Origin of the sequence: Lutibacter sp. (genome assembly GCF_040883305.1) — a bacterium.
GTDB lineage: Bacteria > Bacteroidota > Bacteroidia > Flavobacteriales > Flavobacteriaceae > Lutibacter.
This window is the reverse complement of the sequence record NZ_JBFLKT010000354.1, coordinates 1-16,029: the sequence shown is the minus strand read 5'-3', so window position 1 is coordinate 16,029 and position 16,029 is coordinate 1. Positions and strand designations below refer to the sequence as shown.

Genomic DNA, 16,029 nt, shown 5'->3' with positions numbered 1-16,029 from the left:
TTAGAATATGAGAATACTTACAAAACACAAATTGCAAGTGTACATCCAAATTATACTAAAAGTGCTAAAAACTTAATTCATTATATTGCACTTAGAAGTTTTGATAATGCTGTTTTTCAAGATAAATTAAGTAAAATAGGACTTCCAAATACTTCAAGTTCAGAAAGTAGCGTTTTACATAATTTACTTGTTTATAAAACAATAATTAACAGCTTATTAAACAATAATACTGTTGAAGAAACTCCAAAGCATTTAACAAAAAGCGAAAGTAAACAACTCTTAAAAAAACACGCCAACGCTTTGTTTGGTGAAATAGATAGAAACCGAAGAACTAGAATTCTGGTAACACAACCAACTATTGCAGCAGAAGATTCAAATTTCGCAAAAAACCTTACAGATTTAGGAATGGATTGTGCCCGTATAAATTGCGCACATGACACCGAAACCGTTTGGAGTAAAATTATTGCAAACACAAAACAAGCAAATCCGAATTGTAAAATTCTTATGGATTTAGGTGGTCCAAAATTAAGAACTGGTAAAATGAAACCTGGTCACAAAGTAATTCATATAAAACCAAAGCGAAATACTTTAGGTCAAGTTACAGTACCTGCAAAAGTTTGGTTAGCACCTTTTGGAATGCTTCCTCCAGAGAATACAGAAGTTGATGCCATTATTCCAGTAAATAAAAAATGGTTGCAAAAAACCAGAAAAGGATCTTATATCACTTTTTTAGACTCTAGAAATAAAAAATGCAAAATTACTATTGAAAGCAAAGAAGGTTTTGGAAGATGGGCTTCTTGCTCAGATTCTGCTTTTGTTACTACCGGAACACAATTAACAGTGTTTTTAGAAAAAAAATCGACTTCAGAAATTCATACAGTTCACGAAATATTACCTTTAGAAGAAGTGATATTTTTATTTGAAGGCGATACTTTAAAATTGAATAAAGCACCTATTTTAGGGGAACCTAATAAATATAATGAAACTGGAGATTTAATTGAGGTTGCGCATATTTCGTGCACGCTACCTCAACTATTTGATAAAGTGAAAAAAGGGGAGTTAATTTATTTTGATGATGGTAAAATTGAAGGAATTATAGAAAAAATTGAAACAGATTTTTTACTGGTTAAAATTACCAATGCCAAAAAAAAGGGAAGCAAACTGAAAGCCGATAAAGGAATTAACCTTCCAAATAGTGATTTAGGCATTAATGGTTTAACAGAAAAGGACAAAGAAGATTTAAAATATATTGCCAAAAATGCCGATGCTGTAAATTTTTCTTTTGTAAACTCTAAAAACGATGTTGAAGATTTACTAAACGAATTTAAAAAAATAGAAGCTAACTTAAGCATTATTATAAAAATTGAAACAAAAAGAGCATTTAAAAACTTACCTGGTATTTTATTAAAAGCAATGGAAAACTACCCTATTGGAGTAATGATTGCACGTGGAGATTTAGCCATTGAAACTGGTTGGAAAAATTTTGCCGTAATTCAGGAAGAAATTTTACGGATTTGTGAAGCTGCACATTTACCAGATATTTGGGCAACCCAAGTATTAGAAAATTTAGCAAAAAAAGGAATTCCAACACGTGCTGAAGTTACTGATGCTGCAATGTCTCAGCGTGTAGAATGTGTAATGCTAAATAAAGGCCCTTATATTGAAAAAGCAGTAAAAATGCTCGATAAAATTTTATGTAAAATGCAGTCCATTCAAAAGAAAAAAATGGCTGTTTTACCTAAATTAGAATTTTCTAAAGAGTTGTAAAAAATTTAGACAACCTTTTTTTAATAAAACCTACAAAAAAACTCCTTAAATTTCTTTAAGGAGTTTTTACTATTATTAGATTCCTGTTTTCACAGAAATGACAGTTTTTAGTCTATTTGTAAACTTCTTTTACAAAAGCTTCATAGTTTAATTCTTTTACTTTAAAAGTAATTTTTTCTTTGTAAAAGGCAAGTAATTTTTGACTTACTAATTGTTCTTGCAAACGCTTTGCTTCGTCTTGATTACTTAAAACTCTTTGAACAATATCATCCAATTCTTTTTCTTCTGGATTTAATTGACCGTATTGTGCCATTTGTGCTTTTACAAAACCTTTTGTAAAGTCTTTCAACTCTTCAAAATCAAGTTTTATGTCGTTATCTTTTAAAACTTTTCCTTCAATTAATTGGTAACGTAAACCTTTTTCAGATTTTTCGTATTCTTCTGAAGCTTGTTCTGCAGAGATTGGTTTTTCACCAGCTACTGCTAACCATTTTTTCAAAAATTCTGCAGGTAAATCAAATTTTGTATTTTCTACTAAATATTCAGTTACTGCATTTAATAATTGTTGGTCTGCCTGCGTTTGAAATTGCTTTTCAGCATCTTCTTTTATTTTTTCTCTTAGTTCTTCTTCAGATTTTACAACATCTGGCCCAAAAACTTTATCAAATAATTCTTGATTAACCTCAGCAAGTTCAGTTACATTAATCTCTTCAATTGCAAACGTTAATGGAATATCTAAATCGTGAATTTCTTCGTGATTTAAACCTAAAGCTCCCATTAATTTATGATCATCATCGAATAAACCTTTTGAATTTAATTCAATAACATCTCCAACTTTAGCACCAATAAATTTCTTTTGATTTACTTTTCCTTTTATAGAAGCTAATTCTATTGTAGATTTTTTATCTATTCCTTTTTCTTCATTAGTAAAAGTACCAGCAATATTTACACCTGCTGAAACAACTTCTTTAGGAACAATTTTACCAAAACGTTTTTGGATATTTTCAACCTCTTTATCTAATAATTCTTTATCTGCAACAATATTGTATTGTGTAATTTTCTTTTTTGCTTCTAAATCAACATCAAATTGAGGAGCCAACCCTAATTCAAATTCAAAAGAATAATCTTCTTTATCCCAAGAAAAATCATCTTGCATTTTTGGTAATGGATTCCCTAAAATATCTAATTTTTCTTCAACTAAATACTTGTTTAATGACTCTTGTAAAAGTTTATTTACTTCATCAATCATTATAGATTTTCCGTACTGTTTTTTTACCATTCCCATTGGAACTTGTCCTTTTCTAAATCCTGGAATGTCTGCTTTTTTACGGTAATCTTGTAAAATTTTCTCTACATTTTCTTGGTAATCAGCCGCTGAAATTTCAACTTTTACCACTGCATTTAATGCATCAACACTTTCTTTTGTAATATTCATTTTATGTTGTTTTTATCTTAAATCATTCAAAATTGGGTGCAAAAGTACTACTTTTTACGTACTTGACAAATATTTAACCCGTTCAAATTCAACTATTTTTGCTTATCTTCATTTAAAAACGAATACAATATAGATTGAAATATAGATAGTAGCACACTAAATAATAATGCTGTCCAAAATCCAGAAACTTCAAAACTAGTACCAATTAAATAATCTGCTAGCAAAATAATTACAGCATTTATAACTAATAAAAAGAGTCCTAAAGTTACAATGGTTGCTGGAAGTGTAAAAAATACTAACAAAGGCTTTACCGTAACACGTAATAATCCTAAAACTACTGCTACTATTATTGCACTTGTATATCCTTGAATTTCAACTCCTGGTAAAAAGCTTGCTAAAACTACAACTGCAATTGCAGTTAAAAGTATTCTTAAAATTGTTTTCATATGGTTAAATTTATAATGAGCTATAAATTTAACCATAATTATGCCAATTATTTAGTTAGTTTAAAAAAGTGACAACTTCTGTATAAAACTGTGTTGGATTTTCGGCGTGCAACCAATGTCCTGCATTTTTGACAGTTACAATTTTAGCTTTTGGGAAATGAGCTTCTATTAGACCTATTTCATTTTCCGTAATATAATTAGAGTTTTCGCCACTTAAAAATAAGGTGTCACCATCAAATTCTGTAAATGAAGGCAATGCTGCTCCAACTTCACTATTGTTTGCAGTTAAACTTTGTAAATTAAATCTAAAAGCATAGGTGTTTTTTGATTTTCTGTAAACATTTTTTAACAAAAACAACAAAATTCCAGGGTCTTTAATATATATTTTTAAAGTGTCCTCAATTTTACTTCTGGTATTTTGAATTTCAAAATTTACCGCATTTAAAGCTGCTAAAATTTGCTGATGGTGTGGTTTATAATATTTAGGACTAATATCTGCAACAATTAATTTATGAACATATTCAGGAAAAGTGACTGCAAAAAGCATGGCTACTTTCCCTCCCATTGAATGACCGAGTAGGTTTACTTTTTCTAAATTATGATGTTGTATATATTTAAACAAATCTTCAACAAGCAATTCATAATCAAAATCGTACGCATGAAAACTACGTCCGTGGTTACGTTGATCTATTAAATGGACTTCAAAATTTTTGGCAAATTTATTTGCCAAGGACTTCCAATTGTCACCCATTCCAAAATAACCATGTAAAATAAGTAAAGGCGCTCCAGTTCCTAAAATTTTTGAATGTAGAATCATGTAGTTTTTGGTTGTAAATTTTAAACTTTTCGACTCAATTTATATTTATACATATTAATTACATTTTCCAAGCCTAAATACAACGATTCTGTTATAAGTGCGTGTCCAATAGAAACTTCCAATAAATTTGGAATATTTTCTGCAAAAAACTGAATATTGTCTAAACTTAAATCGTGACCAGCATTTATTCCCAACCCAAGTTCTGTAGCTAAAAGTGCACTTTTTGTATATGGTATTATGGCGTCTTTGTTTCCTAAAGTATATTGTGTGGCAAAATCTTCGGTGTACAATTCAATTCTGTCTGCTCCTGTTTTTGCAGCGGCTTCAATTAATTTAAAATCGGTATCTATAAAAACCGAGGTTCTAATTCCTTTTGATTTAAATTCTGCAATAACTTCTTGTAAAAATGCTTGATGTGTTATAGTATCCCAACCAGCATTTGATGTAACTGCATCAACAGCATCTGGTACCAAAGTAACCTGCGTAGGACGAATTTCCAGCACCATATCCATAAATTTCTGAATTGGGTTTCCTTCAATATTAAATTCTGTAGTCACAATTTTTTTTAAATCATACGCGTCTTGATAACGGATATGACGTTCATCTGGTCTTGGATGAATTGTAATTCCCTCGGCTCCAAAATCCTGAATATCAGAAGACACCTTTACAACATTTGGAAAATCTCCACCTCTTGAATTACGCAAAGTAGCTATTTTATTTACGTTTACACTTAATTTTGTCATTGCTAAAATCTTTAAAATTTAAAAGAATGGCAAATTTACGAAGTAATACCAATTTAACATCAAAATGTAGTAAATAAATAGTTTTCCTGAAATTAATTCAGCATAGGTACTTTTAATTTGTTATTGTTTAAAAATGACATCATAATAAATGATGTGCTAAATTTTTTTCTTCAATTATTCAAAAAAAATTTAATTAATTTATATGCCATTTTAAAATTAAATTGAGATTAGAATATGTTTTTGGTTTTATTTTTGATTAATTTGTAGTATAATAGCAAACATTATGGAAACCGCCCCATTTATATTAAAAGAATTTAAGCCTCTTACATTTGATAGTAAGATTGCAGACGTTAAATTACTTTTTAAAGAAACTGCTTTTTCTCATTTTCCTATTGTAAAAAATAATGAGCTTATTGGTTTAATTTCAAAAATTGATATTGATGCAATTGATGCAGATGAAAAAAAATTAGAAGACTTTAGTTATTTAATTAATTTGTTTTTTGCTGAACAATCGGAAAATTTACTAGAATTAATTAAAATTTTTGCGGCTAATGAGACCAATTTAGTTCCTGTAATTAAAGAAAATAATACTTATTTAGGTTATTTAGACTTAATCGATATTTTACATGTTTATAACGAAACGCCTTTTTTAAATAATGAAGGTGTTGTTTTAGTGCTAGAAAAAGAAATTCAAGATTTTTCATTTAGTCAAGTTTGTCAAATTGTGGAAACTAATAACGGAAAAGTATTAGGACTTTTTATTTCTGAAACTTCTGGTGCCCTTGTAAAAATTACCCTTAAATTTAATGCACAAGAAATAAACGAAATTATACAAACATTTAGACGCTATAACTACAGTGTGCTTTCAAAACACAAAGAAGATTTTTATCTAGAAGACCTTAAAGAAAGGTCTGATTATTTACAAAAATACTTAAACATTTAAGGATGAAAGTTGCTATTTACGGTCAGTATTTTAAAATTGAGGATGCACAATATGTTGAAGATTTATTTCAAATATTAACCAATCACAATATAGAATTTGTAATTGAGCGTAAATATTACAAACATCTTAAATCGAACCTTAATATAGATAAATACAACACTTTTTCATCTTATAGAAAATTAGACAATACCTTTGATTTTATGTTTACCATTGGAGGTGATGGTACAATTTTAAGAGCTGTTACCTTTATTAGAGCTTCTAATATCCCAATAGTTGGTATTAATACTGGTAGATTAGGCTTTTTGGCAACTATTCAAAAAGAAAATATTTTTAATGCCGTTGAATTGTTGCTAAAAAAAGAATACGTGTTAAAAGAACGTTCTTTATTAAGCGTTTCAACTTCACCAAAAATCACTAGTTTGAGTTCGCTAAATTTTGCTTTAAACGAAGTTTCTGTAAATAGAAAAAATACTGCTTCTATGATCACTATTAAGACTTTTTTAGATGATGAATTTTTAAATTCTTATTGGGCGGATGGGCTAATTATTGCAACTCCAACAGGTTCTACAGGTTATTCTTTAAGTTGTGGTGGTCCCATTATTACTCCGCAAGCTAAAAGTTATGTACTTACACCAATTGCGCCTCACAATTTAAATGCCAGACCATTGGTGATTCCAGACGATACAAAAATAACGTTTACAGTTAGCGGAAGAGAAGATCAGTTCTTTCTATCTTTAGATTCTAGAATTAAAACCATTAATAACAACACGGAAATTACTGTTAAAAAAGCAGATTTCAACTTAAAAATGGTGCAATTTAAAGACCAAACCTTTTTAAAAACACTGAGAGAAAAATTACTTTGGGGACAAGATACTCGCAATTAATAGTACATTAATTACAAAAAGTTAAATTACAGCTTCAACAATAATTTCACGTATAAACAGTTTATCAAAAAAGACATTGTTAAACTTCTATAAGCGAGTATATTTATTTATATTTGCACGCCGTTTTATGTATGAAAAAAAATATTCTACTTATTGCATTTATCTGTATCACAACAACTTCCGTTGCCCAAATTCACGAAATTGGAATAATGGTAGGTGGTAGTAACTATATTGGAGATATTGGTTCAGAATATTATATTAACCCAAACAGTTTTATGGGAGGTGTAATTTATAAATGGAATGTAAACCCTAGAATTTCATATAGAGGCACTTTTGCATTTACACAACTAAAAGGCGATGATGCAAATGCAACTAATCAAGAACGTTTTAACAGAGGTATAAACTTTAAAAACAGCTTAAAAGAACTGGCTATAGGTCTAGAATTTAATTATTTTGAATATAATTTAGACGATTTCAGAAAAACCAAAACACCTTATTTATTAGTTGAAATAGCTGCATTTAATTATAAAACAATAGTGAGCGGCACAGATGAGTCTAATTATGAATATGAAACAAACACCTCTTTTGCAATTCCTTTTGGAGTTGGCTATAAAACTAAACTATTCGGCGATTTTGCAATAGCCATAGAGCTTAAAGCGCGCTATACTTTTGTAGATGATCTAGATTTTAATAATGATGAAATAGATTCTTTAAAATTTGGAAACCCAAATAGTAATGATTGGTATATTTTTAGTGGTTTTAATTTAGTGTATACTTTTGGAAGACCACCTTGTTATTCAACACCCTATTAATGGAAGCTTTAAAAAACAGCATATTAAAAAATAAGGTCCCAGCACATATAGCCATAATTATGGATGGCAATGGTAGATGGGCAAAACTTAAAAATAAACCGAGAATCTTTGGACATAAAAATGGTGTAAATTCTGTTCGAGAGACTATTGAAGCTTGTGGGGATATTGGTGTAGAATACTTAACATTGTATGCTTTTTCTACCGAGAATTGGAACCGTCCAAAATTGGAAGTAAAAACATTAATGGCGTTATTGGTTTCTTCCCTCAAGAAAGAGTTGAAAATTCTTCAGAAAAATAATATCAAGTTAAACACTATTGGAAATATTAACGATTTACCAAAAAGTGCCCAAAAAGAACTTAAAGAAGTTATTGAAAAAACAAAAAACAACACCGCTTTAACCCTAACTTTAGCTTTAAGTTATGGATCGAGAGACGAAATTGTTAATGTTATCAAAAATATATCAAAAAAAGTTGTTAATAATGAACTTCAGATTGAAGAAATTAATGAAAATATTATAAATAATCATTTATATACGTTTTCTTTGCCTGATGTTGATTTTTTAATTCGCACAAGTGGAGAACAAAGAATCAGCAATTTTTTATTGTGGCAAATAGCGTACGCCGAATTGTACTTTACAAATACACTTTGGCCAGATTTTAAGAAAGAAAATCTGTTTAATGCAGTTTTAGAATATCAAAATAGAGAACGAAGGTTTGGAAAAACCAGTGAACAAATTGAAAAAATAAATGAATAATTTAAAAATAGCCCTTTTACTTTTTACCATTATTTTGAGTTTTAACTCGCTAAATGCGCAAGAAGAAAAAAACAACAACGATAAAAATGTCGAAATAAAAAATAGTGAAATTGTAAATGATACTATTAAAAAAGACACTATTCCGCCAGTTGTTTTAAATACAGAATTTGTAAAAGATAGCTCTTACGAACTTGGAGGAATTACCGTTAAAGGTCTTCAAAAATTCGAAGAACAAACCGTTAAGGTATTTACTGGTTTAAAAGATGGTCAAGAAATTAAACTTCCTGGAGATAAACTAACAAGTGCCATAAAAAAATTATACGAAACCAAACAATTTAGCAACGTAGAAGTCTATATTTCTAAAATAGATGGAACTACTGTTTATTTAGAATTTGAAGTTGAAGAATTACCGCAACTAAATGATATTACTATTAGTGGTGTAAAAACAAGCAAAGCAAAAGAACTTCAAAAAGATGCCGAATTAAAAAAAGGAGCTATGGTAACAGACAATTTAATTGTTACCACAACAAACTATTTTAAAAAGAAATACCAAGAAAAAGGATTCTTAAAAACCAAGGTTTCTTTAGATACAAAAAAAGATACTTCTGGGGTAAATATAGTTAATATGCTCGTGCATATTGATAAAGGTGAAAAAGTAAAAATTAAAAATATTACTTTTGAAGGTAACGAAGCTTTTACTTCTAAAAAGCTTAGAAAGGCAATGAAAAATACCAAAAAGAAAATGCTTGGTAGGTTTTGGAAAGGATCTAAATATATAGACGCCGACTTTAAAGAAGATCTTGAAAATATTATTACAACGTACAGTGAAAAAGGGCACAGAGATGCTAGAGTTACAGACCATTCTCTTACTTGGAATGATGATAATACACTAAACTTAAACCTTAAAATTGAAGAAGGTAAAAAATACATTTTTGGTGACATTAAATTTATTGGAAACAGTAAATATACCGATGACCAACTACAACGAATTTTAAGAATTGAAAAAGGAGACACCTACAATGGTAAAGTTTTAAAAGAACGTGTTACAGGTGATGGTTCTCCAGATTCTGAAGATATTTCTACTGTTTACCAAAATAATGGCTATTTATTTTCACGTGTTTTACCTGTTGAAACAAGAGTAAATAACGATTCTATTGATGTAGAAATTAGAATTTACGAAGATCAACAAACAAGAATTAATAAAGTAACTGTTAATGGAAACGACAGAACTAACGACCACGTTATTTACAGAGAAATTACAACAAAACCCGGTTATTTATATAGTAAAGCAGATATAATTAGAACTATTAGAGAAATTGGTCAATTAGGCTTTTTCGATGCTGAAGCAATTACTCCAGATATTAGCCCAAACTTTACAGATAAAACAGTAGATATAGATTATACTGTTGCTGAAAAAGGTTCTAGCCAAATTGAATTGCAAGGTGGTTACGGTGGTGGCTCTTTTATTGGAACCTTAGGACTTTCATTTAATAATTTTTCTACACGTAATATCTTTAATAAAAAAGCATACAAACCGCTTCCAATGGGAGACGGACAAACTCTTTCTTTGCGTTTACAAAAAAGTAGGTATTATACAACTTCCAGTTTTTCTTTTACAGAACCTTGGTTAGGTGGTAAAAAACCTAGATCCCTATCGTTTTCAGTTTATAACTCTAAACAGTTTAGATATGATTATTTTACAAATAAAGTTGATAAAGACCAACGTTTAAATATTGTTGGTGCAACAATTGGTTTAGGACAACGGTTAAAATGGCCAGATGACTTTTTTACGCTCTCACAAAGTATTAGTTACCAATTGTACGACTTAAAAGATTATCCTATTTCTACTTTTTCATTTTCAACAGGAGAATCAAATAATTTAGCATACAATATTACTTTGGCAAGAAATTCTGCAGGTCCAAACCCGATTTTCCCAAAATCCGGGTCAGAATTTAGTATTGGAGCAAAAGTAACATTCCCATATTCTTTAGTCAATAATAAAGATTATGCAACCATAGAAGATCAGGAAAAATACCGATGGTTAGAATACTATAAAGCCAGTTTTAAAGGAAAATGGTACACAGCATTAACCAAAGATTTAGTTTTAATGACCAATACAGAGTTTGGAATATTAGGACATTACAATAAAAAGTTAGGAGATTCACCGTTTGAACGCTTTTTTGTTGGAGGAGATGGTATGGCATCATACCAATTAGATGGTAGAGAAACAATTTCTTTAAGAGGTTACGAAAACGGAAGACTTTCATCTATTCAAGGAGGTACAATTTACAATAAATTTCAAATGGAGGTTAGATACCCAATTACTCTAAAACCTTCAGCATCTATATATGCACTGGGTTTTGTAGAAGCCGGTAACTCATACGATGGATTTAAAAACTTTAACCCATTTCAACTAAAAAGATCTGCAGGTTTAGGACTTAGAATATTTATGCCAGCATTTGGATTATTAGGTATAGATTTTGCCCACGGATTTGATCCGTTACCTGGAGGAATAGAAAAATCAGGTTGGCAAACTCACTTTATAATAGGGCAACAATTCTAATGTAAATCTGTTATATTTGTAGATGAAACGAGCATGTTAAAAAATTTATTATTAAAGGTAATGACAAATAGCGAACAGCATGTGACCGTTAAAAAAAGATAATATAGACACATGAATTATAAATTGGCACGGTTTTTTCTAAAAACATATTAGTTATGACAAAAAAAGTTCTTTTATTTGCATTTTTAATTTTAGGGTTTTCAGCAATTGCACAAAAAGCTCAAAAGATAGGTTATATTGATATGGAGTATATTTTAGAAAATATTCCAGAATATCAAGAAGCGCAATCTAAATTAAATTCAAAAGCCTTAACATGGCAACAAAATATTGAAAAACAACAAAAAGAAATTGAAGCTTTAAAATCTGAATTAAATATTGAAAAAGCTTTAATGACGAAAGAATTAATTTTAGATAAAGAAGAAGATATTCAAATTAAAGAGCTAGAATTAAAAAAATTACAAGATTCCTATTTTGGAGTTGAAGGAGATTTATTTTTACTAAGACAACAATTGGTGCAACCAGTTCAGGATTTAGTTTACAATGCAATTCAAGATATTGCTGTAAAAAGAAAATACGATTTTGTTTTAGATAAATCTACCGATTTAATAATGTTGTACACAAATAAACAATATGACATAAGTGAATTGGTTATAAAAAGCATTACAAGAGAGAAAATGTTAGATGCTGCTAATGAAAAACGAAAAGGAAAAGATAGCAATATTGTAACTACCGAAAGTGATAATCAAGTAACAGAAGAAGTTGAAAAAAAATTAACTGATAGAGAAGCAAAAAAAGCTGAGTTACAGAAAAAAATAGAAGAAAAAAGAGCTTTACAATTAAAGAAAAGAGAAGATCTTAAAAAAGCTATAGAAGCTAAAAGATTAAAAAGAATACAAGATATAGAAGACGCTAAAAAAGCAAAGGAAGAAAAAAACAAGAATAATTAATTTAAATAACAAGAATAAAATGAAACAATTTAGAACTTTATTATTAATTGCAGTAATTACTTTAGGGTTTAACTCAGTTCAAGCTCAAACTAAAGTAGCGCATATAAGTACTGATTTATTATTAAGTCTTATGCCAGAAACTAAAACTTTAAATGCAGATTTAGAAAAATTAAGTAAAACTTATGAATCTGAATTAAAAGCAGAAAATGATAAACTAGAAGCTAAATTAAAAAAATATGAAGCTGAGGTAGGTTCTCAAACAGATGAGGTAAATCAACAAAGAAGTGTTGAAGTTCAACAAGACAGACAAAACTTATATCAAGCATCTCAAATTGCGCAACAAGATATTGCTAAAAAAAGAGATGACAAATTAAAACCAATATTAGAAAAAGCTAGAAAAGCTATTGAAGATGTTGCAAACGAACAAGGTTTTACATATGTGTTAGACGCATCAACTATTATTGTTGCAAATGGTACGGATTTATTACCAGCAGTTAAAACAAAATTAGGTATTCAATAAAACAAATTACTTATATCTATAAATTAAATCCCGCAAAAGCGGGATTTTTTATACATTTATAGTACAAAAAAATAGTATTTAACGTGAACAATCAACCTATTGGCTTATTTGATTCTGGCATTGGTGGAACTTCAATTTGGAAAGAAGTTATAAAACTATTACCAAATGAAAACTCTATATATTTATCCGATAGTAAAAATGCTCCCTATGGAGAAAAATCTTCTAAAGAGATAGTAGCTTTAGCTATAAAAAATACCGAAATCTTACTTTCTAAAGGCTGTAAGCTTATTATTGTTGCTTGTAATACTGCAACCACAAATGCTATAGATTATTTAAGAAAACACTACAACGTTCCTTTTATTGGGATAGAACCTGCTATAAAACCTGCAGCTTTATACAGTAAAACTGGTGCTGTTGGGATTTTAGCCACAAAAGGAACACTATCTAGTAAGTTATTTGAAAAAACCACCAGAGAATACGCAAAAAATATTACAACTATTGAACAAAAAGGCGCAGGTTTAGTGCCACTAATTGAAACTGGAAAAATAAATTCTACTGAAACCATCCAATTACTTGAAACCTATTTAAAACCAATGCTTCAATTTAATATTGATCATTTAGTTTTAGGCTGCACGCATTACCCCTATTTAATTCCCTCAATTAAAAATATTTTAGGACCAAACGTAAATATTATAGATTCTGGTGAAGCTGTTGCAAAACAAACAAAGACTGTTTTAGAAAAAAACAATCTATTAAATAAAATTGAAACAAACCCAAAACATCAGTTTTTTACCAATGGAAATAAAAAAGTTATAGAATCAATTTTACAACCTATTAATTTAGATCTTAGTATTAAACAACTTGATTTTTAACTGCGTTAGGGTTAGAATGGTTTGTTTGAGCTCTTTTTTTGTTGTTTTTACAACAAAAAAAGCGAGTAGTGATAACCTGACCCAAAGAGAAACGCCCAACTACTCTTTATACCACCCTGAATATTTTACGTAATTATTAGCAATTCTATCAATTTCACCTGATATTAATTCTTGACTAATGTCTTTTACTTTTTTAGCGGGAACACCTGCATAGATAGCACCAGATTCTACGTGAGTTCCTTTAGTTAAAACAGCACCAGCAGCAATAATGGAATTACTTTCTACAACACAATCGTCCATTACAATAGCGCCCATTCCAATTAAAACATTATCGTGGATGTTACAACCGTGCACCAAAGCATTGTGCCCAATAGAAACATTATTTCCAATATTTGTAGGGTGCTTCTTATAAGTTGCGTGGATTACTGCACCATCTTGTACATTTACTTTATTCCCTAATTTTATATAATGTACATCACCTCTTAAAACCGCATTATACCAAATACTACATTGATTTCCCATTTCAACTTCACCAATTATCACACAGTTTTCGGCTAAAAAACAATCATCGCCAAATTTTGGTTTGTTTCCGTTTAATTCTTTTATAATCATAATTTAAAAATGAATTCTATTAAATGTTTTAAAACATTCTATTTGTTTTGCCTCCTCTTTCGTTCCAGAATCTTCTGGATCCGAAACAACCAAAATTAAACCCTAAAGTAATTTGATGGTAACTGGCATCATCAAATAAAATTTCACCAGTTTGTTTTGTGTAGGTATAAGAAAACATATACTTTTCGAAATTAACACCTACAATTGGCGTTAAATAATTTAATTGATTTGTATCTGTTGTATCAAAACCTCTTCTGTATGAAAATGCAGCCCAAAGTTTTGCAGTTGGTAATTCTTTATAAACTTTCATATTAAAATCCACGAATTTTTCGTTGGTTCTTTCAATAAATTGAATCATTACAGAAGGTTCAAACTCAATGGTTTTTCTGTTTTTATAATAATCGAAATAATATCCAAAAGAAAGTAAATACCTTCTAAGATTTAACGATTCATAATCACTATTGTATAAATTTCTAGCATTCAACATTAAATTTTTCACTGTTAAATAGCCAAAAAAGTCCACATCATGATATGCCATACTAAAATCGGCATTAAAATAACTTTCACTCTGGACAATTTGAGAAATTACAGGATCTGGTATATCAAATGAAGATTCGTCAAGCTTATTACTAACCATCATCATAGACAGTCCAAAAGATAGTTGTTTGTAATCTTCTATTCTTCCTAAATCTAAATGGTAAGCATAGGTTGCTTGAACCCCTTGCTGGCTATGATAACCGTTTTTATCATTAAAAATAACCAATCCTAGACCTGCTTTTTCACCAAATTTAGCATGAATATTTAATGTTTGTAAAGACGGTGCGTCTTTTATTCCACTCCATTGATTTCTCGCTGTTAACCTCACATTACCACAATCTCTAAATCCGGCTGCGGAAGGATGCACCAAAAATACATTGTCCGATAAATAATCTGAATATATTGGCAGTGTCTCTTGCCCATAACTAAACGACAAACACAAAAGAAAAAGTATTGAAAGAAATTTATTTTCTAGAATCATCCCCATTAATAAGCATCAAATATATAATATTATACTGAAATAATTTATAAGAAAATCATTCTTCTGAATTCAATTCGAATAATGAAAGTATTTTTTTGTTTTGATGAACGTTTAAACCTATTATTAACTTAATTTTTAAAAAATTTAGTACTTTAATAGGGTTCCAAACAGAAAATAAAACGTTTTTCTAACGTTACAGATTTTAACCAAAATATGTACATCTTAAAAAACAATATAAAACAATAATTATGAGATTTCTATTTTTCGAATAGCGATAATTACTATTAAACCTTAGAAATAGTAAAAATTAGGTGAGTATGTTGCGTATTGGCGTGTATTATAAAAACACACGCCTTAAATACGCTTAGCAAATTAAACATCAACACCTTCTTATGGTGAATCATGCTTTTTCATAGCTTTTTTTAAAAAAAATCAATTAGAGTATATTTAAAATTTCTATTTTTAAAGTTCTATATTCTCTTATAAAAATTAAATATTGTTCTCTATACAATTCATGTTGGTTAACATAATGCATATCCCAAGGAATATCCATACATTCTATTACGTTTTCATTTTTATTCTTGAAATCATAAAACAAGCTTAATAAATAATTATTTTCCTCTTTTTTGTTCAGCAATTCTGAATTAAAAATATTTTTAAATTGCGATATGCGAATTAGTTTACTTAAATAATTTAATTCTTTTCCAATAAATTCAAAATGTTCAATCCAATTATCTAACTCAATAGATTGCTGGCGTATGGTTATTTCCTCATCCGTTTGACTATAAAATAATGGCATATGAAACAGCTATTTATAATTAATATTAAGGAAATATTCCTCTTTGAATATAGGCTTGTTCAATACGTTCAATAGCAATAATATATGCTGCCATTC

16 protein-coding genes are annotated in these 16,029 nt (G+C 29.2%); 9 read left to right on the top strand and 7 right to left on the bottom strand.

Annotation, left to right across the window (positions count from 1 at the left end):
• A partial coding sequence (locus AB1Z17_RS11415) for a pyruvate kinase (protein ID WP_368051921.1) occupies window positions 1-1,767 on the top strand: 1,767 nt, incomplete at its 5' end.
• A 112-nt stretch (window positions 1,768-1,879) separates the two neighbouring features.
• Here AB1Z17_RS11415 and tig read toward each other — a convergent pair.
• From tig to AB1Z17_RS11395, 4 genes are all read right to left on the bottom strand, one after another.
• Complete coding sequence (gene tig, locus AB1Z17_RS11410; protein ID WP_368051920.1) at window positions 1,880-3,202, bottom strand: trigger factor; 1,323 nt, start codon at window positions 3,200-3,202, stop codon at window positions 1,880-1,882.
• Between the two features lie 92 nt (window positions 3,203-3,294).
• A complete protein-coding gene (locus AB1Z17_RS11405; protein WP_368051919.1) occupies window positions 3,295-3,648 on the bottom strand; it encodes a phage holin family protein in 354 nt (117 codons plus the stop codon).
• 55 nt (window positions 3,649-3,703) lie between these two features.
• The gene (locus AB1Z17_RS11400; RefSeq protein ID WP_368051918.1) at window positions 3,704-4,465 is read right to left on the bottom strand and encodes an alpha/beta fold hydrolase; all 762 of its coding nucleotides are present in this window, start codon (window positions 4,463-4,465) and stop codon (window positions 3,704-3,706) included.
• 20 nt (window positions 4,466-4,485) lie between these two features.
• A complete protein-coding gene (locus AB1Z17_RS11395) occupies window positions 4,486-5,208 on the bottom strand; it encodes a pyridoxine 5'-phosphate synthase (protein ID WP_368051917.1) in 723 nt (240 codons plus the stop codon).
• Window positions 5,209-5,491: 283 nt separating this feature from the next.
• On the opposite strand from AB1Z17_RS11395, the gene AB1Z17_RS11390 reads away from it, so the two are divergent.
• The 8 genes from AB1Z17_RS11390 (at window position 5,492) to murI (ending at window position 13,504) form a co-directional block, all read left to right on the top strand.
• On the top strand, window positions 5,492-6,151 hold the full coding sequence (locus tag AB1Z17_RS11390; protein WP_368051916.1) for a CBS domain-containing protein: 660 nt from the start codon (window positions 5,492-5,494) through the stop codon (window positions 6,149-6,151).
• Window positions 6,152-6,153: 2 nt separating this feature from the next.
• Window positions 6,154-7,035, top strand: a complete 882-nt coding sequence (locus AB1Z17_RS11385) for an NAD kinase (protein WP_368051915.1) — start codon at window positions 6,154-6,156, stop codon at window positions 7,033-7,035.
• A gap of 131 nt (window positions 7,036-7,166) precedes the next feature.
• Window positions 7,167-7,847, top strand: coding sequence for a DUF6089 family protein (locus tag AB1Z17_RS11380; protein ID WP_368051914.1), 681 nt, complete (start codon window positions 7,167-7,169; stop codon window positions 7,845-7,847).
• A complete protein-coding gene (locus AB1Z17_RS11375; protein ID WP_368051913.1) occupies window positions 7,847-8,602 on the top strand; it encodes an isoprenyl transferase in 756 nt (251 codons plus the stop codon). Before AB1Z17_RS11380 ends, AB1Z17_RS11375 begins: the two co-directional genes overlap by 1 nt.
• Window positions 8,595-11,165, top strand: coding sequence for an outer membrane protein assembly factor BamA (gene bamA, locus AB1Z17_RS11370; RefSeq protein WP_368051912.1), 2,571 nt, complete (start codon window positions 8,595-8,597; stop codon window positions 11,163-11,165). Before AB1Z17_RS11375 ends, bamA begins: the two co-directional genes overlap by 8 nt.
• Before the next feature lie 155 nt (window positions 11,166-11,320).
• Complete coding sequence (locus AB1Z17_RS11365; RefSeq protein ID WP_368051911.1) at window positions 11,321-12,112, top strand: OmpH family outer membrane protein; 792 nt, start codon at window positions 11,321-11,323, stop codon at window positions 12,110-12,112.
• 19 nt (window positions 12,113-12,131) lie between these two features.
• The gene (locus AB1Z17_RS11360) at window positions 12,132-12,632 is read left to right on the top strand and encodes an OmpH family outer membrane protein (RefSeq protein WP_368051910.1); all 501 of its coding nucleotides are present in this window, start codon (window positions 12,132-12,134) and stop codon (window positions 12,630-12,632) included.
• An 83-nt stretch (window positions 12,633-12,715) separates the two neighbouring features.
• Window positions 12,716-13,504, top strand: coding sequence for a glutamate racemase (gene murI, locus AB1Z17_RS11355; protein WP_368051909.1), 789 nt, complete (start codon window positions 12,716-12,718; stop codon window positions 13,502-13,504).
• A gap of 99 nt (window positions 13,505-13,603) precedes the next feature.
• Here the strand turns inward: murI and AB1Z17_RS11350 are convergent, their stop codons facing one another.
• From AB1Z17_RS11350 to AB1Z17_RS11340, 3 genes are all read right to left on the bottom strand, one after another.
• Window positions 13,604-14,116, bottom strand: coding sequence for a gamma carbonic anhydrase family protein (locus tag AB1Z17_RS11350; RefSeq protein WP_368051908.1), 513 nt, complete (start codon window positions 14,114-14,116; stop codon window positions 13,604-13,606).
• Window positions 14,117-14,144: 28 nt separating this feature from the next.
• Window positions 14,145-15,134: a type IX secretion system membrane protein PorP/SprF gene (locus AB1Z17_RS11345; RefSeq protein ID WP_368051907.1), complete on the bottom strand. Its 990-nt coding sequence runs from the start codon at window positions 15,132-15,134 to the stop codon at window positions 14,145-14,147.
• Window positions 15,135-15,570: 436 nt separating this feature from the next.
• Window positions 15,571-15,933, bottom strand: a complete 363-nt coding sequence (locus tag AB1Z17_RS11340) for a hypothetical protein (protein WP_368051906.1) — start codon at window positions 15,931-15,933, stop codon at window positions 15,571-15,573.
• Window positions 15,934-16,029 lie beyond the last annotated feature (96 nt).